Annotated in this window: 22 protein-coding genes; 11 read left to right on the top strand and 11 right to left on the bottom strand. The window is 75.0% G+C overall.

Translation table 11 applies throughout. From position 1 onward, the window contains the following. Positions 1–165: 165 nt before the first annotated feature. Positions 166–3,369 carry a non-ribosomal peptide synthetase gene (locus tag IF01_RS0110950; RefSeq protein ID WP_078879884.1) on the bottom strand — a complete coding sequence of 1,068 codons (3,204 nt, stop codon included), beginning with the start codon at positions 3,367–3,369 and terminating at the stop codon, positions 166–168. A 566-nt stretch (positions 3,370–3,935) separates the two neighbouring features. On the opposite strand from IF01_RS0110950, the gene IF01_RS41575 reads away from it, so the two are divergent. The 6 genes from IF01_RS41575 to IF01_RS0110915 all read left to right on the top strand — a co-directional run bounded on the left by IF01_RS41575 (position 3,936) and on the right by IF01_RS0110915 (position 11,815). Continuing rightward, the gene (locus IF01_RS41575) at positions 3,936–7,058 is read left to right on the top strand and encodes a phosphocholine-specific phospholipase C (RefSeq protein ID WP_051755152.1); all 3,123 of its coding nucleotides are present in this window, start codon (positions 3,936–3,938) and stop codon (positions 7,056–7,058) included. 233 nt (positions 7,059–7,291) lie between these two features. Next, positions 7,292–7,669 (top strand): hypothetical protein, encoded by a 378-nt coding sequence (locus IF01_RS0110935; protein WP_037779542.1) that lies wholly within the window; start codon positions 7,292–7,294, stop codon positions 7,667–7,669. Between the two features lie 231 nt (positions 7,670–7,900). Then, positions 7,901–8,269, top strand: a complete 369-nt coding sequence (locus tag IF01_RS0110930; protein ID WP_149030607.1) for a hypothetical protein — start codon at positions 7,901–7,903, stop codon at positions 8,267–8,269. Positions 8,270–8,503: 234 nt separating this feature from the next. Continuing rightward, the gene (locus IF01_RS0110925) at positions 8,504–8,896 is read left to right on the top strand and encodes a hypothetical protein (RefSeq protein WP_030393133.1); all 393 of its coding nucleotides are present in this window, start codon (positions 8,504–8,506) and stop codon (positions 8,894–8,896) included. Positions 8,897–8,957: 61 nt separating this feature from the next. Next, the gene (locus IF01_RS0110920) at positions 8,958–11,222 is read left to right on the top strand and encodes an MMPL family transporter (RefSeq protein WP_078879867.1); all 2,265 of its coding nucleotides are present in this window, start codon (positions 8,958–8,960) and stop codon (positions 11,220–11,222) included. A 74-nt stretch (positions 11,223–11,296) separates the two neighbouring features. Next, a complete protein-coding gene (locus IF01_RS0110915; RefSeq protein ID WP_030393131.1) occupies positions 11,297–11,815 on the top strand; it encodes a MarR family winged helix-turn-helix transcriptional regulator in 519 nt (172 codons plus the stop codon). A gap of 42 nt (positions 11,816–11,857) precedes the next feature. On the opposite strand, the gene IF01_RS0110910 is transcribed toward IF01_RS0110915, so the two are convergent. Further along, on the bottom strand, positions 11,858–13,390 hold the full coding sequence (locus IF01_RS0110910) for an SDR family oxidoreductase (protein WP_051755200.1): 1,533 nt from the start codon (positions 13,388–13,390) through the stop codon (positions 11,858–11,860). A gap of 468 nt (positions 13,391–13,858) precedes the next feature. On the opposite strand from IF01_RS0110910, the gene IF01_RS0110905 reads away from it, so the two are divergent. The 3 genes from IF01_RS0110905 to IF01_RS0110895 all read left to right on the top strand — a co-directional run bounded on the left by IF01_RS0110905 (position 13,859) and on the right by IF01_RS0110895 (position 16,166). Further along, complete coding sequence (locus tag IF01_RS0110905; RefSeq protein WP_063764186.1) at positions 13,859–14,704, top strand: CBS domain-containing protein; 846 nt, start codon at positions 13,859–13,861, stop codon at positions 14,702–14,704. Between the two features lie 160 nt (positions 14,705–14,864). Then, positions 14,865–15,551 (top strand): LamG domain-containing protein, encoded by a 687-nt coding sequence (locus tag IF01_RS0110900; RefSeq protein WP_030393128.1) that lies wholly within the window; start codon positions 14,865–14,867, stop codon positions 15,549–15,551. Between the two features lie 123 nt (positions 15,552–15,674). Next, a complete protein-coding gene (locus tag IF01_RS0110895) occupies positions 15,675–16,166 on the top strand; it encodes a hypothetical protein (protein WP_157855196.1) in 492 nt (163 codons plus the stop codon). Positions 16,167–16,242: 76 nt separating this feature from the next. Here the strand turns inward: IF01_RS0110895 and IF01_RS0110890 are convergent, their stop codons facing one another. Further along, positions 16,243–16,608, bottom strand: a complete 366-nt coding sequence (locus IF01_RS0110890) for a hypothetical protein (protein ID WP_030393126.1) — start codon at positions 16,606–16,608, stop codon at positions 16,243–16,245. A 268-nt stretch (positions 16,609–16,876) separates the two neighbouring features. On the opposite strand from IF01_RS0110890, the gene IF01_RS0110885 reads away from it, so the two are divergent. Continuing rightward, positions 16,877–17,290 carry an SHOCT domain-containing protein gene (locus tag IF01_RS0110885; RefSeq protein WP_051742745.1) on the top strand — a complete coding sequence of 138 codons (414 nt, stop codon included), beginning with the start codon at positions 16,877–16,879 and terminating at the stop codon, positions 17,288–17,290. Positions 17,291–17,401: 111 nt separating this feature from the next. Here the strand turns inward: IF01_RS0110885 and IF01_RS0110880 are convergent, their stop codons facing one another. Then, positions 17,402–17,812 carry an organic hydroperoxide resistance protein gene (locus tag IF01_RS0110880; RefSeq protein ID WP_030393124.1) on the bottom strand — a complete coding sequence of 137 codons (411 nt, stop codon included), beginning with the start codon at positions 17,810–17,812 and terminating at the stop codon, positions 17,402–17,404. Positions 17,813–17,947: 135 nt separating this feature from the next. On the opposite strand from IF01_RS0110880, the gene IF01_RS0110875 reads away from it, so the two are divergent. After that, positions 17,948–18,430 (top strand): MarR family winged helix-turn-helix transcriptional regulator, encoded by a 483-nt coding sequence (locus IF01_RS0110875; RefSeq protein WP_030393123.1) that lies wholly within the window; start codon positions 17,948–17,950, stop codon positions 18,428–18,430. A 137-nt stretch (positions 18,431–18,567) separates the two neighbouring features. On the opposite strand, the gene IF01_RS0110870 is transcribed toward IF01_RS0110875, so the two are convergent. The 7 genes from IF01_RS0110870 to IF01_RS0110840 form a co-directional block, all read right to left on the bottom strand. Beyond that, positions 18,568–18,951 (bottom strand): VOC family protein, encoded by a 384-nt coding sequence (locus IF01_RS0110870; protein WP_030393122.1) that lies wholly within the window; start codon positions 18,949–18,951, stop codon positions 18,568–18,570. Positions 18,952–19,052: 101 nt separating this feature from the next. Then, positions 19,053–19,997, bottom strand: coding sequence for an STM4011 family radical SAM protein (locus tag IF01_RS0110865; protein ID WP_244215483.1), 945 nt, complete (start codon positions 19,995–19,997; stop codon positions 19,053–19,055). After that, positions 19,994–21,394 (bottom strand): STM4012 family radical SAM protein, encoded by a 1,401-nt coding sequence (locus IF01_RS0110860; protein ID WP_030393120.1) that lies wholly within the window; start codon positions 21,392–21,394, stop codon positions 19,994–19,996. Before IF01_RS0110860 ends, IF01_RS0110865 begins: the two co-directional genes overlap by 4 nt. After that, positions 21,391–22,311 (bottom strand): STM4013/SEN3800 family hydrolase, encoded by a 921-nt coding sequence (locus IF01_RS0110855; RefSeq protein ID WP_208624306.1) that lies wholly within the window; start codon positions 22,309–22,311, stop codon positions 21,391–21,393. The genes IF01_RS0110860 and IF01_RS0110855 overlap by 4 nt, the downstream gene beginning before the upstream one ends. Positions 22,312–22,400: 89 nt before the next feature. Then, positions 22,401–23,630: an STM4014 family protein gene (locus IF01_RS0110850; protein ID WP_208624301.1), complete on the bottom strand. Its 1,230-nt coding sequence runs from the start codon at positions 23,628–23,630 to the stop codon at positions 22,401–22,403. Between the two features lie 10 nt (positions 23,631–23,640). After that, entirely contained in the window at positions 23,641–24,588 is a 948-nt protein-coding gene (locus IF01_RS0110845; protein ID WP_375340978.1) for an STM4015 family protein, read from the bottom strand. 135 nt (positions 24,589–24,723) lie between these two features. Continuing rightward, on the bottom strand, positions 24,724–25,677 hold the full coding sequence (locus IF01_RS0110840; protein ID WP_030393116.1) for an STM4015 family protein: 954 nt from the start codon (positions 25,675–25,677) through the stop codon (positions 24,724–24,726). Positions 25,678–25,692: the final 15 nt, after the last annotated feature.

Here is a 25,692-nt window from a genome sequence, read left to right as displayed (position 1 = left end):
GGGTGTTCCATTCGGCGCACATCGGGCGGCGGCTGCGGTGCCGTCGGGCGGGATCGCCGCGGGGCGGGCCGCCGCGGGGGAGGGGGCGCGGGGCAGGGAAGGTGCGGGGAGCGGGCGCGGGGAAGGGGCACCGGGCGGCGCGGGCCAGGCCGCGCCGCCCGGAGGTCACCGCAGTTCGCGGACGGCGGCGGCGATGCCGAGCGGGGTCGGGGTGGCGAAGAACACGTCGAAGTCGAGCTCGACACCCAGCAGGTCGCGGATCCTGGCCGTGATCTGAATGATCGTCAGGGAGTGTCCGCCCAGGTCGAAGAGGTCGTCCTCGGGGCCGAGACCGGGCAGCCGCAGCACCTCGGACCAGACGCCGAGCACGGCGGCGAGCACCTCGTCCTCCGCCTCCGCCTCCGGACCGGAGGCGGGAGCGACCGGGGTCTCGACCGGCACCGGCGGGACGGGCAGCGCGCGGCGGTCCAGCTTGCCGTTGGGCGTGAGCGGCAGCCGGTCGAGCACCAGGAAGCGCTGCGGGACGGCCGCGCCGGGCAGCAACCGCTGGAGGAAGGAGCGCAGTTCGGCGGGCTCGGGAGCGGTCTGTCCGGCGGCCGGGACGAGGTAGCCGGCGACGAACGGCTCGCCGTCGCCCCCGTCCTCCTCGTTGTCGGGCACGGCGGCCTCCTCCCGGTGCACCGCGGCGGCGGCCTCCGCGACCGCCGGATGGGTCAGCAGCGCCGTCTCGACCTCCCCCAGCTCGATCCGGTGGCCGCGGATCTTGACCTGGTCGTCGATCCGGCCGAGGAACTCCAGTTCGCCGTCCGGGCTCCAGGCCACCAGGTCGCCGGTGCGGTAGAGGCGGTCGCCGGGGGCGCCGAAGGGGTCGTCGACGAAGCGCTCGGCGGTGAGCTCCGGCCGGCCCAGGTAGCCCTCGGCGAGCCCGTCGCCGCCGAGGTGGAGTTCCCCGGGCACGCCGATCGGCAGCGGCCGGCGGCGGCCGTCCAGTACCAGGGCGCGGGTGTTGGCGATCGGCCGGCCGATCCGGACCGCCTCCGGGCCGTCCGGCAGTTCGGCGCAGGTGGACCAAATGGTGGTCTCGGTCGGCCCGTAGACGTTGAACAGGCGGTCGGTGCCGGCCCGCAGCTGCCGGGCCAGCGGCAGCGGCAGGGCCTCCCCGCCGACCAGGCCGGTCAGCCCGGACGGCAGCGGCCCGGCACCGAGCAGCACCCGCCAGCCCGACGGCGTCGCCTGGACGTGGGTGACGCCCTCGCGCTCGACCAGCGCCCGCAGCCCCGGGCCGTCCACCGCGAGGCCGTCCGGGGCCAGCACCAGGCGGCCGCCGGTGGTCAGCGGCAGCAGCAGTTCCAGGGCGGAGATGTCGAAGGAGAGCGAGGTGAGGCCGAGCCAGACGTCCTCGGGGCCGGAGCCGAGCTGCGCGGCGAAGGCCGTGAGCAGGTTGACCAGCGCCCGGTGGCCGATCTCGACGCCCTTGGGGCGGCCGGTGGAGCCGGAGGTGTAGAGGACGTACGCCAGCCGGCCGGGGTCGGCATCGCCCTCGGACCCGGAAGCGGTCCCGGCGGAGGCCCCGCCCGGCCGGAGCACCGCCGGTGCGGCGGCGGCCACCTCGGGTGCCGGTTCGCGGTCGGCCAGCAGCAGGGCGGCGCCGGAGTCGGCGAGCACGAAGGCGAGCCGCTCGGCCGGGTAGCCGGGGTCGAGCGGCAGGTAGCCGGCGCCGACCGCGTGCACGGCGAGCAGCGCGGCCGGCAGGTCGGCGGTGCGGGCGAGGTGCAGGCCGACCAGGTCGTCGCGGCCGATGCCGGCCGCGGTGAGCTCCCCGGCCAGCCGGTCGGCGCGGCGCAGCAGCTCCCGGTAGGTCAGCCGTTCCTCGCCGGCCACCACGGCGAGCGCGTCGGGGGCGGCCGCGGCGTGCTCGCGGACCAGGTCGAGCACGGTCCGGTCGGTGGGGTAGGCGCGGGCGGTGTCGTTCCAGGCGGTGGTGACCAGGTGCCGCTCGGCCCGGTCGAGCAGGGGCAGGTCGCCGAGCGGGGTCGCGGGGTCGGCCACGGCGGCGGCGAGCAGGGTGGCGAGGTGCCCGGCGATCCGCCGCGCGGCGGCGGAGGCGAGCACGGCCGGGTCGTACTGGAGCGAGAGCTCGATCCCGTCGGCGCCGTCGACGGCCTGGAGGTGCAGGGTGTTGCGGGCGGCGTGCGGGAAGACGGTCCAGTCGACCGCGGCGGCGCTGCCGGGGAACACGGGGTCGGCGGTGGTGCGGCGGCGGTAGCCGAAGGAGACCGGGGCCAGCCCGGCCCGGGGGGTGAGGCCGGGGACGGCGCTGCCGAAGGGGACGGCGCGGTGCGCGGAGACCAGCCGGGCCTCGGCGCGCACGGCGGCGGCGTAGCGCGCGAACGGCGTGTCACCGTCCTGGCCGGCCGGGGCGTACACGGGCAGCTCGTTGACGTACAGGCCGATCGTGCCGCGCTGCCGGGGGTCGCGGGTGGAGAAGGGGACGGCGACCGGGACGGCCTCGCCGCCGTAGCGGTGCAGCAGGCCGTGCAGGGCGGCGAGCAGGAACTCGAAGCGGGTGACCCCGGCGGCCCGGGCGGCGTCCGCGAGGGCGGCCGCGGCCGCGCGGTCGAGTCGCCAGGCGACGGATTCGCCGCGGCCGGCGTCGGTCACCGCGCGGGGGCTGCCGGGGAGCACCGGGGCGGTGGCGGCCGCCCAGCGGGGGCCGTGGAAGGCGGCGGCGCGGGCGAGGAGCCCGGGGTCGACCGGGGGCGCGGCGTCCGCGTCGGACCGTGCCGTCCCCTCCTCCACCGCCACCGCGGACGGCGACGCGAGCGCGGCGGCGTACCCGGCGGCGAGGTCCGCGACCAGCACGTCCTTGGAGTTGCCGTCGAACACCGCGTGGTGCGCCACCACCAGCAGTTCGGCGCTCCCGTCCGCCCGCCGGTCCAGGGTGAACCGGGCGAGCGGCCCCCGGGCCAGGTCGAACGGCAGCGAGAGTTCCTCGGCGAGCCGCTTGGCGAGGGCGTCGGCGCAGGCGTCGGCACACTCTCCGAGCGGCTCGCCGGCCGGTTCCAGGACGGTGAGCGCGGGCACCCGCCCGGCCGGGACGGGGCGGAGCACGCCGTCCCGTTCCACCAGCGCGGAGGAGAGCGCGGGATGCCGGGCGACGGTCGCGTCGACGGCGCGGGCCAGCGCGGCGGTGTCGATCCGGTCGAAGCCGATCCGCAGCGCGAGGTGGAAGACCTCGGGGACGTGGGTGAGTCTGCTGGTCAGCCAGATTCCGTGCTGGGCGGGGGAGGCGGGCCGTGCGGCGTCCGTCGCTCTCGCGGGGGCCCCGGCGGCGGAGGAAGGGCCGGGCCGGTCGGTGGAGTCGGACATGCTGTGCTCGATTCGGGAGTCGGAGACGGAGCTGCGGGGCACCCGTCCGAGCGGTGGCCGTGGTGGCGCGCGGGCGCGGCACGGCGCGGTCGGACGGCGCGGCTGCCGAAGGGTGGCCGGCCCGCCCCGCGGACCGGTCGGCAGGCGCCGAGGCACGGCCGGACCCGACTCCCAGGTGTCCCCCCTGATGCGTCAGGCGAAGCGATCCCCTACCCCCGTACGAAGATCATTGGCCTGGACCTGCCGCGAGGTTTCCACAGACCACATGCCTCGTCAAGGGTTGTCCACGACCTGGCCGGAGGCTGCCGACGGTTCGTCAACCACCTTCCGTCACCGGGGGCCTGGCGTGACCGGCGGGGCTGCTGGGACGGCGGCCGGCGGCGGTCGCGGCGGGCGGGTGGCCGCGGACCGCCGCCGACGGCAAGTTGTCTGTACAGCTATGGGTTCACTGTCCGTCATCGACGCGCCATCGAACCCCCCGTTCCCGTCCATCTGGGGCACGTACACATAACGGGTCTGGACCACAGCGCCAGGCGCCCCCCGCTTTGTACAAGGAGTCACCCCCGATGAGTCCGCAGCCCGAACTGTCGCGCCGCACCCTGCTCGGCGGCGCGGCCGCCGCCGCCGTGCTGTCCGCCCTCCCCCTCAGCGTGCGCGAGGCGCTCGCCGCGCCGGCCCGCCCCGGCCGCCTGGCGGACATCCAGCACGTTGTGGTGTTCATGCAGGAGAACCGCGCCTTCGACCACTACTTCGGCACCCAGGCCGGCGTCCGCGGCTTCGGCGACCGGACGGCGGTGCGGGGCGTCAACGGCCGCTCGGTCTTCCACCAGCCCGACCCGAGCCGCAAGGAGGGCCACCTCCTGCCGTTCCCGATGAACGCCGCCCACACCAACGCGTACCAGCAGGGCGCACCCGCGTTCGGCTTCGTCGACTCGATGAAGGCCTGGAACGACGGCCTCGCCGACGGCTCGGTCACCCGCCGCTCCGGCGGCTGGCTCGGCCAGGGCTACTACGAGAGCGCCGACATGCCCTTCTACCACGCGCTCGCCTCGGTGTTCACCACCTGCGACGCCTACTACGCGTCGGTGCAGTGCAACACCAACACCAACCGCGAGCACCTGATGACGGGCACCAGCGGCGGCACCGTCCGGGACACCCCGGTCACCGACAACACCGAGATCCCCGGTGGTTACGAGTGGACCACCTACGCCGAGCGCCTGGAGAAGGCCGGCGTCAGCTGGCGGACCTACCAGGCGCTGGACAACTTCGACGACAACGCGCTCGCCTGGTTCACCCCCTTCGTCAAGGCCAAGCCCGGCGAGCCGCTGTACGAGCGCGGCATGCGCGCGGTCGGCGACCCGGCCAAGAAGGGCGACCCGTTCGCGATGGGCGACGCCCTGGTCGAGGCCTTCGCCGCCGACGTCCAGGCCGACACCCTCCCGCAGGTGTCCTGGATCGTCGCCCCCGCCGCGCTCTCCGAACACGCCAACTACGCGCCGCCGAACGGCGAGCACCTCACCGCCCGGCTGCTGGCCGCCCTCGCGGCCAAGCCCGAGGTGTGGGAGAAGACCGTCTTCATCCTCAACTACGACGAGCACGGCGGCTTCTTCGACCACCAGCTGCCGCCCGTCCCGCCGCTGGCCACCGGTCGCGGCAAGTCCACCGTGCCGGTCGACGGCGAGGTCGTCGTCCGCGTGAGCAAGGGCGGCTCCACCTACCACCGCGTGGTGAGCCAGGACGGCAAGTACCGGGTCAAGGCGGCCGACGGCTCGCTCACCTGGTCGGACACCCTGCCCGCCGGCGAGCGCGTGGAGTCCGGCCCGTACCCGATGGGCCTCGGCGTCCGGGTGCCGATGATCGTGGTCTCCCCGTGGACCCGCGGCGGCGTCGTCGACTCCAGCGTCTACGACCACACCTCGGTGCTGCGCTTCCTGGAGCAGCGCTTCGGCATCCAGGAGCCCAACATCAGCCCCTGGCGGCGCTCGGTCTGCGGCGACCTCACCAACGTCTTCGACTTCTCCGGCCGCGACCCGCGCTGGCCCGAGCTCCCCGACACCAGCGGCAACCGGCAGAAGGTCGTCGACACCGGCAAGCTGCCCGCGCCGACCGTGCCCAACCCGCAGTCCTTCCCGCAGCAGGAGCGCGGCACCCGGGCCGCCCGCCCGGCGCCGTACGACCTCACCGTCAAGCCGCGCCTCAAGGGCGACCAGCTGACGATCGACTTCATCAACCAGGGCAAGCAGGGCGCGGTCTTCGCCGTCTACCCGGCCCCCGGCGCCCTGCCGCGCCACTACACGGTCGGCGCCAAGTCCCGGATCTCCGACGTCTGGACGGTCGGCCAGGACGGCTACGACCTGCGGGTGCACGGCCCCAACGGCGCGCTCTGGCACCTGCGCGGCACCGTCGACACCGCGTACGAGATCTCGCTCTCCGAGGAGCGCAACGGCAAGGTGCTGGAGGTGGACGTGATCAACCGCTCGCGCACCGCCCAGACCTTCCTGGTCGGCGACCTCGCCTACGGCGACGGGCTGCGCGAGGTCCGGGTCGCCGCGGGCGACGACAAGACCGTCAACCTCAACGTCGGCCCCGAGGGCTGGTACGACGTCGCGGTGGGCGTGCGCGGCGAACTCGGCTTCCGCCGCCGGATCGCCGGCCGCTTCCCCTGGGACGGCGAGCACCTGCTCACCGACCCGGCGATGGGCCAGGCCGACCCGCTGACCGTGGACGTCGCGCTCAAGGCCGCCTCCACCACCATCGACGAGGCGATCCTGCTGCCCGGCCGCCCGGCCCGGGTCACCGCCCGCTTCACCGCCGGCGACGCGCTGACCGTGATCGAGGCCCAGCCGGTCGTCCCGGCCGGCTGGACGGTCGCCGCCGTCACCGCGCCGCCCGCCGCGCTGGCCGCCGGGGCGAGCGCCACCGCCGAGTGGGACGTCACCCCGCCCGCCCAGCTGCCGGACGGTGCCACCCACCGCGTCCTGGTCACCGCCCGCGCGCTGGCCGGCAACCGCTTCGCCGTCGCCGACGGCGAACTCGCCGCCCGCACCGCGCCGGTGATGGCCGGCCACCTGCTCGGCGAGGACTTCGAGTCGCTCGCGGGCGCGCTCCAGCCGGTCGGCGGAGTGGTCGGCTGGACGCCGCAGGCGCCGCAGGGCTGGTCGGTCGTCAACGCGCCGGCCATGCCGCAGGGCACCGTCCGGCTCCAGGGCTGGACCTTCCACACCAAGCGCGAGTGGTCCAACCCGGCCGGCCAGGACCGGGGCAACTTCACCCGGGGCCTCGGCATCCTGGCCGTGGCCGACCCGGACGACTGGGACGACACCGGCGCGCCGTCCAAGAAGGGCGTGTTCGACTCGACCCTGGTCTCGCCCGTCGTGCCCGTCCCGGCCGGGGCCACCACCCTGTACCTGGGCTTCGACTCGCACTACCGCCAGGAGGCCCCGCAGAAGGCCTCGGTCACCGCGGTCTTCGACAACGGCACCGAGACCCGGCTGGTCTACTACAGCTCGGACGCCACCGGCAACGACAACGCCGGCAAGGACGTCCAGAACACCTTCGTCGCCAAGCAGTTCGCCGTTCCGGCCGGCGCGCGCGGCGTGACGCTGAAGTTCCGGATGTTCGACGCCGGGAACAACTGGTTCTGGGCCGTCGACCACATCCGGCTGGACGTGAAGCCGATCACCGGCTGACGCCGTCGCGGCGCGTGTGCCCGACGTGACCCGCCCGGCCCGTCCGGACCCCGAACTCCGGGGTCCGGACGGGCCGTTCGGTCTCCCGGGAAGTACGCCGACGGACTGTCAACAGGCGCGAACGCGACGCGCGCCCCGGCGCACCGGACCGGAAAGCGCCTGTTCGCGCGCCTCGGTGCGCCGGTAGGAATGGGCCCGGCACGGAACGTCCGTGCCGCGAGAGGAGCCGCACCGTGTCCCGTCTCCGCGCCACCGCACTGGCCCTCGGCTGTACCGCCGCCGCCCTGACCCTGGCCGCGACCACCGCGACCGTCGCCCAGGCCGCCCCCGGCGACATCGTGAGCATCTGCGCCAACCAGTACACCCCCGCCGGCTGGGTCGACATCGCCTGGGCCAACGACTACAGCTGCGGCGGCGGCACCTTCACCCCGAACCGGAAGACGATGGAGCAGGTCGCCGGTCTGCCCGTCGGCACCACCCTCAACGTCTGCGCCTCGGCCTGGCCGCCGGCCGGCTGGACGCAGGTCTCCGAGTTCTACAGCCAGAGCTGCCGCTACTCGGCCGTGCCGAGCCTGGAGCACAACTCCTGGAGGATCACCCGGGTCTACTGACCTGTCGTCACATCTCACCGAGCCCACCAGGATCACCGCCTCCGTGGGGTGCTGGTGGGCCCCGGTCGGGCGCGGCGGCCACGAACAGGTGTGTCGGCGCACTGTCAACAGTGGCGAACCCGTCGTGGCCCCGGTGCCCCGGACCGGAAAGTCACTGTCCGTGCCAATGGTCCCACCGATAGGAATGGGTGTCCGGTGCGGATCGCCCGCGCCGTGGAGAGGAGCCGCTCCGTGTCCCGTCTTCGCGCCGTCGCCCTGGCCGCCGGTTGTGCCGCCGCCGCGCTCACCATGACCACCACCACCACCGCGCACGCCGCCCCCGGCGACACCCTGAACGTCTGCAGCAGCCAGCTCACCCCGACCGGCTGGGTCGACGTCCAGTGGTGGAACGACCTCAGCTGCGGCTCGACCTTCAACCCCAACAAGAAGCAGATCAAGCAGCTCACCGGTCTGCCGATCGGCACCACGCTCACGGTCTGCGCCTCGACCTACCAGCCGGCCGGCTGGGTGCAGCTCTCCTCGTTCTACAACAGCAGCTGCCGCTACTCCGCCGTGCCGAGCCTCAACAACAACGCCTGGCAGATCAAGCGCGTCTCCTGACGTCTCCCGACGTCTCCTGGCGCGCCCCTGCCGGCTCCCCGCGGGCAGCGCGCCGACGGCCCACCGGTCCCGCACCGGTGGGCCGTCGGTGTACCCGGGGCCGGGTGCTCCGGCCGCTCCTGCTCCGGCCCCTCCTGGTGAGGCCCGCCCCCGAGTGGTCCCGTTCGCCGGGATCTCTTGGCCGTCGAGAGATAGGATCCGCCCCGTCCGCCAGCCCATCGGGAGGTCACCACCATGCACCAGCCCCTGCTGCGACTCACCGGCGCCGCCACCGCCGTCTACGGCATCGCCGTCGCCCGCCGGCCCGCCCTGCTGGCCCGCCCCTCCGGCCTCACCGCGCCGGACGGATCGGTGCCCGCGCCGGTCGCCGCCTGCCTGCGCCCGCTGGCCCTGCGCGACGCCGCCTGCGGCCTCGCCATGGCCCTCGCCCCGAACGACGTCGCGCTGCGCACCGCCACCGCCCTGCGGATCGCCTCCGACCTGGGCGACGCCGCACTGCTCGCCACCGCCCTCCCGGCCCGCCGGCACCGGGTGATGGCCGTCGCCGTCTCGGTCGGCTGGGGCGCGCTCTCGGTGGCCGGACTCCTGGCGCGACCGCGAAACCTCTCCACCCGTCAAGCCTCTTAATCGTCGAGAGATATGATCCGGGCTGTCCACGACCCCGCCCAGGCCCGGAGCGCGCCCCGCCATGCCCGCTGACCGTCCCCACGCCGCCCCACCGCCCGCCCCGGTGCCTCCCGCGCCGTCACCTCCGGGCGGGGCCCCGACACCCGGCCCGTCCGCCCGGCGCCGCCGCGCCCGGCTGCTCGTCCCGCTCGCGCTGCTGATCGTCTGGCTCGGCCTCGGCGGAGCCTTCGGCTCCTACGCGGGCCGACTCGGCGAGGTCGCGACCAACGACCGGGCCGCCTTCCTGCCCCGCAGCGCCGAGTCCACCGAGGCCGCCCGGCTCGGCGCCGACTTCCGGACCGACAACGCGGTGCCCGTGATCATCGTCTGGGAGAGCCGCGGCGGCCCCCTCGACGGGACCGGGCACGCCGCCGCGGAACAGGCCCTGCGGGCCGCCGCGGCCCTGCCCGGCGCCACCGGACGGGTCTCGCCCGCCCTGCCCGCCGCCGACGGACAGGCCCTCCAGGGCGTCGTCCAACTGCGCGCCGACCTCGGCCGGGAGACCGGCGACACCGTGCGCGCCGTCCGCGAACTCGCCGAACAGGTCCCCGGCACCACCGTCGGCCTGGCCGGACCCGCCGCGATCGCGGCCGACCTCGGCGGCGCGTTCGCCGGCATCGACGGCCTGCTGCTCGGCGTCGCCCTCGGCGTCGTCCTGCTCATCCTGCTCGCCGTCTACCGCGCCCTGCTGCTGCCACTGCTGGTGATCCTCGGCGCGGTCTTCGCTCTCGGCATCGCCTGCGCCCTGGTCTACCTGCTCGCCGACCACGGCCTGGTCACCGTGGACGGCCAGGTCCAGGGCCTGCTGTCGATCCTCGTCATCGGCGCCGCCACCGACTACGGACTGCTGCTCTCGGCCCGCTTCCGCGAGGAACTCCACCTGCACGGCGACCGGTTCGCCGCGATGCGCACCGCCTGGCGGCACTCGCTCGAACCGATCGCCGCCTCCGGCGCCACCGTCGCCCTCGGCCTGCTCGTCCTACTGCTCTCCGACCTCACCAACAACCGCGCCCTCGGCCCGGTCGGCGCGATCGGGATCGCCTGCGCGGTGCTCTCCGCGCTCACCTTCCTGCCCGCCGCACTGGTACTGGCCGGCCGGGCCGCCTACTGGCCGGCCCGGCCCGCCGCCGACGGACGGGCCCCGGTGAACGCCGTCTGGGCCCGGGTGGCCGAGCTGGTCGCCCGCCGCCCGCGCGCCCTGTGGGCGGGGAGCCTGGTGCTCCTGGCGGGGCTCGCCGCCCTCGCCCCGACCCTGGACGCCGGCGGCGTCCCGCAGAGCGAACTCTTCGTCAAGGCCCAGCCCTCGGCGGCCGGCCAACGGCTGCTCTCCGCGCACTTCCCCGGCGGCAGCGGCAACCCCGCCGTCATCATCGCCGCCGCCGACCGCGCCGCGCCCGTCACCGAGGCGGCCGCCGCCGTGCCCGGGGTCGCCGCCGTCCGCGCCACCACCGCCGGGGCGCCGGGTGCCGCGCAGGGCGGCGGGCAGGGCGGCGCGTCCGGTGCCGCGCCGGGTGCCGCGCCGCTGGTCGTGGACGGCCGGGTGCGGCTGGAGGCCACACTCACCGACCCGGCCGACAGCGACGCGGCCATCGCCACCGTCCTCCGGCTGCGGGACGCGGTGCACGCCGTGCCCGACGCGCGGGCACTGGTCGGCGGCTACACCGCCCAGCAGGAGGACACCCGGACCACCGCCGCCCACGACCGGCGCCTGATCACCCCGGTGGTGCTGCTCTGCGTGCTGGCCGTGCTGGTCCTGCTGCTGCGCTCCCTGGTGGCGCCGCTGCTGCTGGCCGCCACCGTCGCGCTCTCCTACCTCGCCACGCTCGGGGTCAGCGCGGTGGTGTTCCCGCACGTGTTCGGCTTCTCCGCGGTGGACCCCTCGGTGCCGCTGTACGGGTACGTGTTCCTGGTCGCGCTCGGGGTGGACTACAACATCTTCCTGATGACCAGGGTCCGCGAGGAGTCGCTGCGCGTCGGCACCCGCGAGGGGGTGCTGCGCGGGCTCACCGCCACCGGCGGGGTGATCACCTCGGCGGGTGTGGTGCTGGCCGCGACCTTCGCCGCGCTCGGGGTGATCCCGCTGGCCTTCCTCGCCCAGATCGCCTTCATCGTGGCGTTCGGGGTGCTGCTGGACACCCTGCTGGTCCGTTCGCTGCTGGTGCCCGCGCTGGTGCGGGACCTCGGCGACCGGGTCTGGTGGCCGGCCGGGTCCGGCCGGAGGGGTCCTCGGCCGGGGTCGGTGTCGGCTGCGGAATCGGCCGAGGTCGGGTCGGGCACCGGGGGGTGATCCGCGGGGCGGCGGCGCGGCGCCGTTAGGCTGAACGGGTTGGATCGACGCCGTACGCGACCGGAGAACACACCTTGTCCGAGCAGGGGGAGCAGCAGGAACAGCAGGAGCCCGACCAGGGGCAGGTACCGCCCGGCGGACCGGCGCTCGGACGGCTGCTCCAGGACCTCGCCTCCGAGATGCACCTGCTCGGCCACGGCTTCGCCGGCGCCAGCGGCCTGCACACGACGGACGTCCAGGCGCTGCTGGCGGTCATGCGCGCGGCCCCGGAGCCCGGCGGGTCCGGCAGCGGCGGGATCACGCCCGGACGGCTGGGCGAGGAACTGGGCCTCTCCTCGGGCGCCGTCACCGCCGTGCTGGACCGGCTGGAGCGGGCCGGGCACATCCGCCGCGGCCGGGACGCCGCCGACCGGCGCCTGGTCCTGGTGCACTACCTGCCGGGCGCCGGCCGGATGGCGGCGGAGTGGTTCGCGCCGGTGGCCCGGCGGACCGAGACGGTGCGCGCCGAGTTCACCCCGGCGGAAATCGCCGCGGTGGCGCGCTTCCTCGGCCGGATCACCGGGGAACTGGCCGACCTGCGCCGGGAGCGCTGACCGACGGCCGGCCGCTGGCCGGCGGGCCGTGCGGTCGGCCGCTCAGGGCGTGCCGTCCCCGGGGCCTTCCCCGGGACTTCCCCCGGCCCTTCCCCCGGTACCTCCCTCGCCACCGCGCGCGGCCTCCTCGGTGATCCGGCGGGCCATCCCGCCGAACACGACGGCGTGGAAGGGCGCCACCGCCCACCAGTAGGCGTGCCCGGCCAGCCCGCGCGGGTGGAACAGCGCCCGCTGCCGGTACCGGGCGCCGCCCCGGCCGTCCGGGGTGACGGTCAGCTCCAGCCAGGCCGGGCCGGGCAGCCGCATCTCGGCGCGCAGCCGCAGCAGCCGTCCGGGCTGGAGCTCCTCCACCCGCCAGAAGTCGAGCGACTCGCCGACCCGCAGCCGCGCCGGGTCCCGCCGCCCGCGCCGCAGGCCGACCCCGCCGAGCAGCCGGTCCACCCACCCCCGCACCGCCCAGCCGAGCGGGAAGGAGTACCAGCCGTTGTCGCCGCCGATCGCCTCCACCACCCGCCACAGCGCGGCCGGGTCGACGTCCACCCGGAGCTCCCGGACGTCCTGGTAGAGGCTGCCGCCGGCCCAGTCCGGGTCGGTGGGCAGCGGGTCGCTGGGGGTGCCGGGCAGCGAGGCGGAGGACCACCGGGTGGCGACGTCCGCGTCCCTGATCCGCCGCAGTGCCAGCCGGACGGCGTCGTCGAAGCCGACGGCGCCGCCCGGCGGCTCGGGCAGGAAGCGGTCGAGGTCGTGCTCGGAGCGGACCACCTCGTACCGCAGCGACTCCACCAGCGGCCGGGCGATCGACCCGGGCACGGGGGTGACCAGGCCGACCCAGAGGCTGGAGAGCCGGGGAGTGAGGACCGGCACGGCGAGGATCAGCCGGCGCGGCAGTCCCGCCACCGCCGCGTACCGCTCCATCATCCGGCGGTAGGTCAGCACCTCGGGGCCCCCGATGTCGAAGGCGCGGTCGAGCTCGGGCGGCAGCGTCGCGGCCCCGACCAGCAGCCGCAGCACGTCGCGGACGGCGATCGGCTGGATCCGGGTGTCCACCCAGCGCGGGGTCACCATCACCGGCAGCCGTTCGGTGAGGTGGCGCAGCATCTCGAAGGACGCCGAGCCGGAGCCGATGATCACCGCGGCCCGCAGTTCCGCGGTCGGCACGCCGCTCGCCCGCAGCACCCGGCCGACCTCGACCCGCGAGCGCAGGTGCGGGGAGAGCCGCCCGGCCGGGACTCCGGCGGGGGCGAGGCCGCCCAGGTAGACGATCCGGCGTACCCCGGCCGACGCCGCCGCCCGCCCGAACGCCCCGGCGGCGGCCCGGTCGGTGGCCTCGAAGTCCGGGCCGGTGCCGAGCGAGTGCACCAGGTAGTAGGCGACGTCGACGTCCGTGAAGGCGTCGGTGAGGCTCTCGGGGCGGGTGACGTCCCCGGTGACCACTTCGACCCGGCTCCGCCAGGGGTGGTCCCGCAGCCGGTCCGGGGCCCGGACCAGGCACCGCACGGTGTGGCCGGCGTCGAGCAGGACCGGCACCAGCCGTCCGCCGATGTAGCCGGTGGCCCCGGTGACCAGGCAGCGCAGCGGTCCGCCGGGGGGTGGGTCGTTCGGCCGGTCGGTCTGCCGGTCGTCGGGCCGGTCGTCGGGTCCGTCGTCGGGCTGGTCGGTGGGCCGGTCGTCGGGGCTGGTGGCGTGGGTCACGGTGGCTCCCGGGGTCGGCGGTGGGCGGTCGCCGGTGGGCGGTCCGGCCGGAAGGCGTACCCGCGCCGCAGGTGTCCTGCGCACCCCGATCGGCCGGTCCGGCCCGTCCGGCCCAGCGGGTCGGGGGCGCGCGCCGGGCCGGGGCACCCGCGCGGTGCGGCGCCGGGCCCGGTAAACGCGGTGTTCGGGGCCAGGGGCCGTTGGTCCCCGCGATTCAGCCCCTTGGCCCCTGGCGGATCGGCCGGTCGGGGGAGATGCTCCTCGTACAGCCGACCGGACGACCGAGGTCCGGCCGGACGGTGCTCGCGGACGAGGTGAACCGGCGTGCGGCATGCCACCGTCGAATCAGTGATGACCAGTCCCGTGGTCCGGGTGATGCCCGAGACCGGCTTCCGGGAGATCGTCGCGCTACTGGCCGAGTACGACATCACCGGAGTGCCGGTGGTGGACGACGACGGCCGGCCGCTCGGCATCGTCTCGGAGGCGGACCTACTGCTCACCCTGGCGGCACAGGAGGACCAGGGCAGTCTGATCCCACCGCCCGGCGCGGTCAGGCCCGGTCCGGACGGCTCCGTCACCGCCGCCGATCTGATGAGCGGACCGGTGGTCTGCATCACCCCGTCGACCAGCGTCGTCGCGGCGGCCCGGTTGATGGGCCGGCACGGTGTGAAGCGGCTGCCGGTGCTGGACGAGGACGGCCGGGTCTTCGCCATGGTGAGCCGGGGGGACCTGCTCCGGGTCTTCCTGCGCGAGGACCGGGTGATCCGCCGGGAGATCGTCGAGGAGGTGCTCGGCCGGGTCGAGGGCGTGAGCCCGGCCCTGGTCGGCGTCGAGGTCGACCAGGGGCGGGTGGTGCTCAGCGGCACGGTGCCGGAGCCGCACCTCGTGCCGATCGTGCTGAACCTCTGCCGCTCGGTGGACGGCGTGGTGTCGGTGACCGACCGGCTGAGCGCCGACACCTTCGGCGGCCTGGGCCCGGAGGGCGACTCCCCGGGCGGCGCGGACGGCGCGGGCGGCGGAGCCGGTTCGGGTTCTGCCGGTTCTGCGGGTTCCGCCGGTGCCGCCGGTTCCGCCGGGGGCGTCGAGGGCCCCGGGAGCCCCGGGCGAGGCGCTGGAGGGCGAGGGGCCGACGGTCGGGCCGGGGGCGCGCGCAACGGCAGCGCGCGCGGGAGCGACGCGCCTGCGCCGGTCCGCTGACCCTGTACGCCCGCGCCCGCCGCCCCTCGCCACTCCGTTCGATCGGGAATCGGCTGGATCCGGAGCGTCCGCTTCGAATATTGCGGTGCGTATAGGGAATATCACCCTGCGTGTGCGGCGGTAGCGGGCCGCCGCGCCGCCGGTGACCGGGGAGGCAGCCGTGGCCGTCGTGTTCGACGCGGACTTCACATCGACCAGCCAGTGGATCGCGGGGCGCAGCAGCGCCTATCCCCGGATGGGGCCGACCAACCGGGGGGACCACAAACTCGACTTCCTCAGCCGCGCGTACTGCCCCGGCGGGATCTTCACCGCCGTCCGGCGCCACGGCGGCGAGCTCTGGACGTGCAATCTGCTGACCACCGAGGGCAGCCCCGAGGGCTTCCAGGTCCGCACCGGGGACGTGCTGAGCGCGCGGATCACCCTGCCCCGCGAACTCGGCGCCTGGCCGGCCATCTGGACCTGGCGGGACGGCGGCAACGAGATCGACGTCTTCGAGTACCACCCCGACAACCCGGACCTGCTGGAGATCTCCAACCACGTCCGGGGCGGCTACCGCTACTGGCACGGCGCCGAGGCCGGCATAGCCCCCGGCGTGACCTTCGACCTGCGGACGGTCTTCGGTGCCCATTCGGTCGACTGGTTCGTCGACGGCACCCTGATCCACGCCGACCGGCGCGGAGTGGGCGCGGACTGGCACGCCTACCTGATCGTCAATCTGTCCGTCGCGGACGGCGCCTACCACGACCGGCCGCCGATCTTCGGGTCCGACCTGCTCAGCTGGACGTGCCACAGCCTGCGGATCGAACGGGGCGCTCCGGACGCGCCGGTCGTCCCGGGCGGTGCGTGATCCCGGACCTGTCGCGCACGTCGGTGCACCACGTCCGACCGGCCCGGCGACGATGCGCGGAGGGCCTTCCGAGAGCGTCCCGGACCGGCCACCATGGAGGTCCGTCGACGATCCGGGGTGGGGATGAGCGAGGCCGAGGATGCTGCGTACCGGCAGCCGGAGGAGGTCGGACCCGTCCCGTGGCTCGTGCTGGCCTGCATGGTCGGCGTCATCCTGGCCTACGCCGTGCTGGCGAACTTCACCGACGAGCTGCGGGCGACGCTCTGGGGCGAGCCGGGGACGGTGACCGGAGTCACCTGCTGGACGCACGACATCGGGGCGGGCCAGGGAACCTCGACGTCCTGCTCCGGTGTCTTCACCGCTGACAGCGGCGGTCCGGCCTTCGATGTCCGCGTCGAGGGGGATGCCCGCTCGCAAACGGCCCGGGCGCGGCTGGCGGACGGTTCGTCCGGAACGGCGTACGTCTCACCGACGGTGCTGGCGGGGGTGCTCCCGGTGGGGCTCTCCCTCGTCCTGGTCGGTGCCCCGGCGGCGGGGACGGTGATGTACGTGCGCCACGCCCGCCGGCAGCGCGCCGGGGGCCGCCCGCGAGGACGGGGCCCGGCGCGGCGTTGAGGCGGTGTCCGACGGCCCGCGGCGATGTGGCACGGCCGCTGTGCCCCCGTCGCGCGATCGGCTCGGGAGCCGGGTTCTACGGCGGGAACATCGCCGTCACCAGGCCGCGCGGTCCGGAGCGCTGGAACCAGACCGTGCGGCGGCGCGGGCCGATGTACGCGGGGTGGGTCACGTAGAGGTCGTCGCGCGGCGCGGTCTCGTTGCCGGGCAGGAGGGCGGCGTCCACCGCGTCGGCGGCGATGGCGCGGAGCAGGGCGTGGGCCGTGGCCGCCGCGGCGTCGGGGGAGATGGCCAGTGCGGTGAGTTCGTACCAGAGCGCCGTCGAGACGTAGCCGATGGTGGAGTGGCCCAGTGCCGGGTGCGGGCGGTGGTCCGCGTAGCGGAGCAGTACCCCGGCCGCGACGAGGCGCTCGCGGTCGTCGGCCGACGGGTGGTGGTTCATGGGGCGAACGCTACCCGGCCGGGTGCGGGACGGTCCGGCCTCGGGTGCGTCCGGAGGCTTTCCCGGTCCGGCGGCCTCCCGGCGGCGTATGCTCGGCCGCCCTCCTGCGCTCTCCCGCCTCCCGTGCGCCCCACGGGTCGGTGGGGCGGCATCTCCTCACGCCACTCCGACGCGCGGGGGCGCACGATGGTGGTGAGGCGCCGAGCGCCCCGGGGCGGGCCGTCGGTCAAGGCGGCCGCTCACCGACCGGGGTGGTGAGGAGGTCGTGATGAGGCACTGGAACGGCCATGGCTACGGTCATGGCGTCGGGCCCTGGGGTCTGGGCCTGTTCGCGCTGGGACTGCTGCTGGCCGTGGTGGCGCTGGTGGTCGTCGCGGTGCTCCTGACCCGGAGATCGCGGGTCGCCGGTCCGCCGCCGCCCAAGGGCATGTGGGGCGGGGCTCCGGGTGGCCCCGGTGGTCCGGGTGGTCCGTCGGGTGGAGTGCTGCCGGCCTGGCCGGCGGCCGAGCAGGTGCTGGCGGAGCGGTTCGCGCGCGGTGAGATCGACGCGGGGGAGTACCGGCACCGCCTGGACGTCCTGCGGGGGAGCGGTGGATCACCGGGGGCCGGTCCGCCGGCCGCGCCGTCGGCTCCGCCGCCACCCCCGGGTCCGCCGGATGTTCCCCCGCCGTCGTCCGGCTGATCGGGCTGACGCCGTCGTCCGTTGGATCGGGCCGACGCGAGGGTGCCCCGCCGCGCGGTCGCGCGGCGGGGCACCCTCGGTGTTCGGGGCCGGTGACGGCTCGGCCGGTGACTACTCGACGACGAGCTCGACCGGGATGTTGCCGCGGGTGGCGCGGGAGTACGGGCACACCTCGTGGGCCTTCTTCACCAGCAGCTGGCCGGTCTCGCCCGCGAGCGCCTCGGGCAGCTCGACCCGCAGGACCACCGCGAGGCCGAAGCCCTCGGCGTCCTTGCCGATGGACACCTCGGCGGTCACCGAGATCTCGCCGGTGTCCACCTTGGCCTGCCGGCCGACCAGGCCCAGCGCGCTGGCGAAGCAGGCGGCGTAACCGGCGGCGAACAGCTGCTCCGGGTTGGTGCCCTGACCGCTGCCGCCGAGGCCGGGCGGCATCGCCAGCGCGAGGTCCAGCTGACCGTCGGAGCTGACGGTGCGGCCCTCCCGGCCGTTGGCGGTGGCGACTGCGGTGTAGAGCGCGTCCATGGGTCCGTTCCCTTTCGTCCTGCGTACGAAGTGGTGGTCCGGCGGCCCGTTCGGACCGCCTTCCGAGAACAAGTAGAGCACACCATTCAATTGCGCACAACTTAATAGGGCACATGTCGTCGCTACCATGGACCCATGACCGTGCTGCCCGACCTTCCCGACGATGCCGACCTGCTCCTCCTGGACCGACAGATCTGCTTCTCGCTGAACGCGGCTTCCCGCGCCTTCGGCGGTGTCTACCGGGTGTTGCTCAAGGATCTTGGCCTGACTTATCCGCAGTACCTGGTGATGCTCGTGCTCTGGGAACACGGCGAACTGCCGGTGAAACGGATCGGCGAACACCTCCGACTGGACTCGGGGACCCTCTCCCCGTTGCTCAAGCGGTTGGAGGCGGCCGGTCTGGTGCATCGCAAGCGCAGCCCGGAGGACGAGCGCTCGGTCACCGTCAGCCTCACCGGCGAGGGCTCCGCGATGCGCGAGCGCGCCGGACAGGTGCCGCGCCGACTCCTGGTCGCGACCGGACTCCCGGTCGAACAGCTCGCCACCCTGAGGGTGCTGCTGGACCAGGTCACCGAGGCCCTCGACAACGCCGTTCCGGGCCTCGCCGCCGAGGGCTGACGCCCGCCTGCGGCATTCGCTCCCTCGTTCCCCGGCCGGGCACCGCGTTGTGCGGTGCCCGGCCGGGGACGTGTGCGGTACGTCCGGTCCGGTCCTGTCCGCTGCGAGTTCTGTCTGCTGCGAGCTGGTCGGCCGGGTCAGCCGGCGGTGCGCTCGTTCAGACAGAGGATGTTTCCTTCACTGTCCTTGAACCAGGCCGCGCGCATGCCGTCGTCCTCGACCACGCCGTCGACCGTCTTCAGGCCGGGCATGTCGTACTCCTCGAACACGACGCCCTTGCCGCGCAGTCCGGCCATCTCCGCGTCCAGGTCGGAGACCTTGAAACTGGCCAGGGTGTGGGCGGCCTGGCCGCCGCTGGGTGTCTCGTAGATGCCGAACTCGCTGCCTCCGCACTCGAAGGTCAGATCGCCGTGCGGGCCGGCGTCCGTGAGCTTGAGGCCGAGGGTGTCGGTGTAGAAAGCCTTCGCCCGGGCCACGTCGGCGGCGGGAATGATCGCCACCAAGGGTGCGTCTCCAAGCATGCTGATCGCCTCCTCCTCCCCCCAGCGTAGGTACGTGGACCGGGCCACGGCCAGGCCGGAGCCGGGCCGGGGCGCAGGTACCCCGCAGCGTGCGGGCGGCGTCACCGGCTGTGGGGGATCCGCTCCAGCACACCGCCCGCGAAGACCTCGTACAGCGGCAGCGTCTCCAGGTGCACATAACCGATGTGGCAGTCGCAGACCGGCAGCGGGCAGGCCCGCGGGCCGAGCCGGGCCCGGTAGGACCCGTCGTAGAGGTTGCCCAGCTCCTCGGGCACGAAGTGACAGCGGCGGACGGTGCCGTCGCCGTCCACCGAGACCACGGACTCGCCGGTGCGGCAGGCCCGGCCGGCGCTGGGGTGGGCGTGCCGGCTGTACCCGAACAGCGGATCGAGGGCCGTCCAGTCGGCCGCCTCGGCGTCGGTGTAGGTGCGGCCCTCGGCGGCGTTGATCCACAGGTAGACCGCCGGGGACAGCTCGGCGCGCAGCCGCCGGGCCGCCGCGAGGTGCTCCGGCTGCCCCACCACGCCGACGCTGTACCGCACACCGAGCGCGTCCAGCTCGCGGCACTTGGCGAGGAAGCGCCCGTGCTCGACCTGGCCGGGATGGTAGGTGACCCAGAGCGCGAGGGTGTCGAGGTCCGCCTCGGCCAGCCAGCCGGTGCGACAGCTGAGGTTGCTCTGGATCGCGACCCGCCGTACGTGCGGCAGCCGGCTCAGCTCGACCATGGCCCGCCGGTACCAGGACCGCACCAGCCCCTCGCCCCACGGGGTGAACAGCACCGAGAGGGTGTCCCCGGATCCGCCGCGTCCGGCCACCCAGCCGGTGAAGCGCTCCAACGCGGCCCGGTCGGCCCGGAGTTGCCCGGGCGTGTCGCGCCGCTTGGCGAACGGGCAGTACGGACAGTCGTAGTCGCAGGAGGCCAGCGGGCCCCGGTAGAGCAGAGCGAGGTCGAGCGGCCCGGACGCCGGGGCCGGGGCGGGCCCCGGGGACGGGGTGTGTGTCGGGGCCGGGGCGGGCCCGGGCGCGGGCATACCGAGGAAGGTCATTTCGCCTCGTACTCCGCCATCAACGCGCGGACCTCGGGGGAGAACAGCATCGGGCCGACCGCGTCCGAGTGCGCCAGACCCTCGGGCGAGAGCCTGAGCCGCTCGGCGGGATCGGTGCGATCCGCAGGACCGGTGGCCACGCCCAGGGAGTCCTCCGCCAGCCAGCCGCGTGCGGCGAAGGCCTCGAACTCGGCCGGGAAGTCCTCGACCGGGGTGCTCCCGAAGCGGTCCCGGTAGTCGGCGAGCGCCAGCCCCTCCGCCTGGAGCAGCGACTGCACGAGGTGCCGGCGCCGCGCCTCCGGCGGCGTCATCGCCCGGCCGACCACCGCGCGGTCGAACGCCGGGGTCGCCACGTAGTCGTCGATGATGCGGCGCACCTCCGTCGCGTCCACCGCGTAGTCGAAGGAGTAGTGCAGACGGGAGGTGTAGGAGCGGGCGCCGCAGCCGAGGCCGACCATGCCGTCGGTCTGGCAGGCGTACTCGCTCACCCCGGCCTGCGGCGCGGCCGCCCGGCGGAACATCCGCATCGACACCTGCTCGTAGCCGTGGGCGAGCAGGTGGTCGCGGCCGGCCCGGTAGAGCGCGAGCCGCCGGGTGTCCCACTCGGCGGGGCTCTCCGCCTCCCCGCGCCGGGCCAGCCCGGTCAACGGCCGGACGTACAGCGGGTACAGGTACAGCTCCTCGGGCCGCCAGGCGAGTGCGGCGTCCAGCGACCGGAGCCAGCTCGCCTCCGTCTGGCCGTCGATGCCGTAGATGAGGTCGATGTTGAGGACCGGGAACCCGGCGTCCCGGATCCGGCCCAGCGCGGCCTCCACCTCGGCGCGCTTCTGCGGTCGGACGGCGGAGCGGGCCTCCGCGTCGACGAAGGACTGCACCCCCAGGCTCAGCCGCGTGGTGCCGCGCTCCGCCAGCACGGCGAGGCGGTCGGCGGTGGCCGTGGCGGGCGAGGCCTCGACCGAGAGCGGGATCGCCCGCAGGTCGGCGCCCATCCGGTGCTCGGCGATGTCGCAGAGCCGCTCCAGCTCGGCGGCGCTCAGATACGTCGGGGTGCCGCCGCCGAACGCGGCCAGCGCGAACCCGGCCCCCTCGTCCAGTGCCGCGCGGACGGCGCCCGCCTGCCGGTCGAGCGCGTCCAGGTACGCGGTGGTCAGCCCGTCCGGGCCGCCGATCCGGGTGAACAGGTTGCAGAAGCCGCAGCGCACCTCGCAGAACGGGATGTGCAGGTAGAGCGAGAGCGCGTGCTGCGACTCGCCCGCCCACAGCTCGCGCAGCGGCGGACGGTCCGGCAGGTCGCGGTACGCCGTCTTGTGCGGGTAGGCGTACACGTACGACTGGTACGGGGAGGAGCCCGCGGACCCGTCGGGGAGGACGGCCGGCGCGGCGGGGGCGGTGGTCATACGGTCTCCTCGGCGGTCGGGGCGGCTGCGGCGGACGAGGCGGGCACGGAGGACGAGGCGGGTGCGGAGGACGAGGCGGGTGCGGAGGACGGGGCGGGCACCGCGGGCGCGGTCGTCGCGGGCAGCGTGAAGTGGGCGTACGGGACCGTCCAGACCACCTCGTGGCCGATCCGGTGGCCGGTGTAGCCGTCCTCCCCGTAGGCCGTGCCGTGGTCCGAGCAGACGATGGCGAAGCACGGCCGTCGCGCGCTCATCGCCGCGAACAGTCGGCCGATGTGGGCGTCCACGTACTCCAGCGCGGCGGCGTGGCTCTCCCTGCTGTCGCCGTGCTCGCGCGTCGCACCGGGCAGGTGGAACCAGTTCGGCTGGTGCAGCGCCGGGACATTGACGAACAGGAACAGCGGCTGCCCGGCGGGCTGCTCGGCCGCCACCCGCTCGGCCCGGTCGACCTGCGCCTCGAAGGAGGTCGGCGAGGGGACGCCCATCTCCGGCGCCCAGTGGCTCTCCTGGAACAGGCCCGGCAGCACCGAGCCCAGCGGGCCCTGCTTGTTGAAGAAGCCGACGCCGCCGATGCAGACCGTCCGGTAGCCGGCCGAGGCGAGCGCGCCCGGCAGGTCGGGGGCGTCGAACACCCAGGTGCGCGGCGCGGTGCTCTCCGACCCGGCGAATCGGGCGGCGAACAGCCGCGGGTGCGGCCCGCCGGGCGAGGCCGGGGTCGGCAGGAAGCCGGCCAGGATCGCCTGGTGGGCGGCGTAGGTGAAACTGCCGGGGGAGTGCCGCCGCTCCCAGCGCCCGCCGGGAAGGCGGGCGGCCAGGTTCGGGATCCGCCCGGCGGCGGCCAGCTCCTCGGCGACGTCGAAGCGCAGGGTGTCCAGGGTGACCAGCAACAGGTCGTGGCTGCCCACCACGGCGTTCATGTCGGGATCGGCGGGACCAGGGGAGGGGGAGGTGCCAGGGTCGGCGGTCGGGTCGATGGTGGGGGCGGTGGCGGCGGTGCGGTGGCTCATCAGGGCTTTTCCGTACGTGGATGGTTCGGGTGCGTCGGGCGTGTCGGGTGCGTCGCCGGGTCCGTCGCCCCGGGCGGTGCGGCTGCCGCGAGCGGGGCGGCGCCGAGCGCGGCGAGCTGGGCGGCGTAGGTGTCGAGGCCCTCCGCCGGCCCGCCCGGCAGGCCGGTGAGTCGGGGCAGCAGGTCCCCGAAGGCGTTGACCTCGCCGACCACCGTGCGCCGCCAGGCGGCGGTCGGCAGCACGTCGACGCCGACCGTCAGCGAGCCGGGGAAGCAGGCGGCCGCCCGCTCCGCCGTCTCCAGGAGGTCCGGCCAGGCCGGTCCGGCGGCCTCCCGGGCCAGCTCCAGACTGCCCCGGGCACCGCCGAGGTGGAGGTTGGTCATCGGCCGGTCGCTGGTGCGGACCACCGCATGGGTCGCCCGCCCGGCGACGACCACGACCCGCAGGTCCGCCGAGCGGCCCGACTGGGAGGCCTTCGGCACCCACTGCTCGACGTGCAGGCCGTCCGGGGCGAGCCGGTCGACCAGCTCCGCCACCTGGCGTTCCTCCTGGTAGCGGCGGACCCGCAGCGAGTTGTGCATCCGGCCGTCGGCGAGCTCCACCGAGGTGGTGGCCCGCAACTGGCCGCGCGGACCGAACTCCAACGCCACCACGCCCGAGGCGGACGAGCCGTGGGACGGTTTGACGAAGACCCGGCGCAGCCCGGCGGCGTCCAACCGCGCCTTGAGGTCGTCCCAGCCGGCGACGGCGCCGCCCTCCAGGGCGCGCGGCACCGGGACCCCGGCCGCCGCCAGCAGGGCGTGCGTCCGCCGTTTGTCGAACATCACGGCGATCTCCTCCGGATCACCGAGCAGCACGACCCCCGGGGTCGCCGCCAGCGTGCGCAGCGCGGCCGTCACCCCGGCGTACCAGGCCGCGCCGCCCTCGACCCGGGTCGCCGCGTAGTCCGCGCCGAGCACCGGGCCGCGCAGCAGCGTGTCCACGGCTTCGTCCTCGCCCGGGGACTCGATCCGCAGCACGGCGCCCGGGGGGACCCGGTGGGTACCGCGCAGCAGATCGATCCAGGGCAGGACGGCGGGCTCGGGGAGCCCGGCGGCCCGGGCGGCGGCCGCGAACAGCGTCACCCGGCGGTGGCCGGGATTGCCGAGCACGGTCAGCCGCCCGTCCTGCGGGAGCCGGTGGCCCACCCGGGCCGGAGCGGGGCCGAAGGCCCGCGGGGTCGTCAGCATCGGCCCGCGCCTACTCGGAGACCTCGACGTAGCGCCATTCGTCCTCGTCCTCCTCCTCGGCGTCGGAGAGGTCGACGTCCACGCCCGGCAGGGCCTCCCGGATCCGCTCCTGCATGGCCTCGCTGAGGTAGTGGTGGTGCAGGTCGAGGCTCTTGAGGTGGGTGAGCGGCTGGCCGTCCAGCAGCGCGGTGGCGCCCTCGTCGCTCAGCACGCCCATGGACAGGCTCAGCGTGCTCAGCTGCGCCACCACGGGGGCGTGCGCGACGGCGGCGGCGATCTCGTCCTGGAACTCGCTGTTCTGCAGGCCGAGGTGGCGCAGCGCCGGCAGCCGGGTGCCGGCCAGCAGCGGTGCGACGTCGTCGATCGTCGCGTCGCCGCCGTACTCGTCGACGCCGAACCACAGCTCCAGGCTCTCCAGGGCGGGCAGCTCGCTCGCGGTGACCCCCCGGACCACCCGGCCCGGCAGCCCGCCGGTCTCGAACCGCAGATGGGTCAGCCGCTCGTGCCGGAAGGGCTCGAGCCGCAGCCCGTTGCCGCCGCGCACCACGAGGTCGGTCAGCCGGGGGAACGCCTTCAGGGCCGGGGTGACGTCGGACATCTCCAGCCAGGAGATCTCGCAGTCCTCGGACGAGACGTCGCCGATGAACAGGCCCTCCAGGGCCGGGAACCGGTCGGCGTCGGCGACGATCCTGGAGAGCGCCTCGGACACCGGGGTGTAGTCCTGGATCCACCAGGGGCCGAGGACCAGCCCGCGGACGGCGGCCGGGTCGACGGCCTCCAGGAAGGCGGACCAGAGGGCCTCGAAGCCGCCCTCCGAGCCGTACGCCACGGCGAGCCGCCAGGCGACGGTGCCCGGCTCCGGGAGTTCGATCCGGTCGCCCCGGTTGCTCCGGCGGGGCTTGTCGACCGAGAAGTCGACGACCGGCAGGTGCAGGAAGCGGTCGGTGGTGCTGGTGATGATCACGGGTGCCCCCTGGGCGGCGATTTCGGTGACTTCTGCGACTGCGGCGGGTGCGGTGAGTGCGGCAGGTGCGGGAACGGTCGGGCGGGGTGCCCGGGGCGGCCACCGGAAGGCAGGCCCCGGGCGGGCGGGCTACTCGGCCACCGCCACGTACTGCCACCGGTCGTCGGGCTTTCCGCCCTCGGAGAGGTCGAGTTCGACCCCCGGCAGGGCCTCCCGCAGCCGCTGCTGCATGCCCTGGCTGAGGTAGTGGTGGTGCAGGTCGAGGCGCTTGAGATGGGTCAGCGGCTGGCCGTCGAGCAGTGCCGTCGCACCCTCGTCGGTGAACGCGCCCATCGACAGGTTCAGCGACTCCAGCCGGGCCACCACGGGGGCGTGCGCGAGGGCGGCGGCGATCTCGTCCTGGAACACGCTGTTCTGCAGGCCGAGGTGGCGCAGCGCGGGGAACCGGCCGCCGTCCAGGAACGGCTCCAGATCGGCCGTGCTGGTCGTGCCGCCGTACGCGTCCACACCGAGCCAGAACTCCAGCCGCTCCAGCGCGGGCAGCTCGCTCGCCGCGACCGCCCGCGGCACCTCCCCGGTGAGGCCGCCCGACTCGAAGCGCAGCGCCCGCAGGTGCTCGTGCCGCAGCGGCTGGAGCGCCAAGCCCCCGTCCTCCGCGTACTCGCCGGAGGCACCGCGCGCCACCAGCTCGGTGAGCAGCGGGAAGGTCGTCAGCACCGGTGTCACGTCGACCATCTGGATCCAGGAGATCTCGTTCTCCTCGTACGTGATGTCGCCGAGGAACAGCCCGCGCAGCGCGGGCAGCCGGTCGGCCGCCTCCAGGAGGGCGGCCATCGGTCCGGCGAAGCTCATCGGGCCGTCGTGCGACCACTCGCCGACCACCACGGCCGTCACCGAGGCGGAGTCCACCCGGTCGAGGAACTGCCCCCACCGGGCGGTCCAGTCCTGCTCGGAGTCGATCTCGACGCCGATCTTCCAGGCGACCGCTCCTGCTTCCGGAAGCTCGTCGCCCGCGTCGACGGCCGTGACGAAGTCGAAGACCGGCAGGCCGTGGAAGTCCTCGATGTGCTTGTTGACCGTCATGCGCTGCTCCTGGGG

It is taken from the genome of Kitasatospora purpeofusca, assembly GCF_000718025.1.
Classification (GTDB): Bacteria; Actinomycetota; Actinomycetes; order Streptomycetales; family Streptomycetaceae; genus Kitasatospora; species Kitasatospora purpeofusca.
Note: the sequence above shows the minus strand (reverse complement) of the source record. Positions and strands in the feature narration are given on the sequence as shown.